Origin of the sequence: Micrococcus sp. GbtcB5 (assembly GCF_019091605.1) — a bacterium.
Taxonomy (GTDB): Bacteria; Actinomycetota; Actinomycetes; order Actinomycetales; family Micrococcaceae; genus Micrococcus; species Micrococcus luteus.
Genome location: NZ_JAGXJK010000098.1, coordinates 1 through 467 on the forward strand (window position 1 = coordinate 1; position 467 = coordinate 467).

The 467-nt window shown below is 51.8% G+C and carries 1 protein-coding gene; it reads left to right on the forward strand.

Translation table 11 applies throughout. From position 1 onward, the window contains the following. On the forward strand, positions 1-348 hold a 348-nt coding region (locus KVS67_RS11620; RefSeq protein ID WP_217565407.1), incomplete at its 5' end, for a CorA family divalent cation transporter. Between the last annotated feature and the right edge of the window lie 119 nt (positions 349-467).

A 467-nucleotide genomic window follows, 5' to 3' on the forward strand; every position in this document is an offset into this window, starting at 1 on the left:
GGAGACTGTCTTGATCACCAGGCTCGTACGCTGGACAACCTTCACAGTTTGGCCACTCTGGGCGCCTTGAAGAAGCTGCAAGATGACGCAGTGAAGTCCCAACAGTCGCAACGCGACGCTGATCGACGCGAAGCGGATCGCGACCGTGGGATATCAATACTTGTTGCGCTGCTGGTAATCCCTTCCCTCATAACCTCATTCCTTGGAATGAACACCCTGGGGGAGTCTCCACCCGCTATCCTAGGTGTAGACAACTCTTGGCCTACCACGTTCGCCTTTCTGGTGTGCGCACTAGGAATTATTCTATTACTCTTCCGTATATTCAAGGCCGACCACCACGAAGGATGAATATTTTGGATCGCATTCCATTTCGCGAATTTACTGCCGCACTGCCCACGACGATCGAATTGAAGTCTAAACGTCATGTTGCGTCGACGCTAGAAGCTAGAGGTGGTCAGAGGGTATAT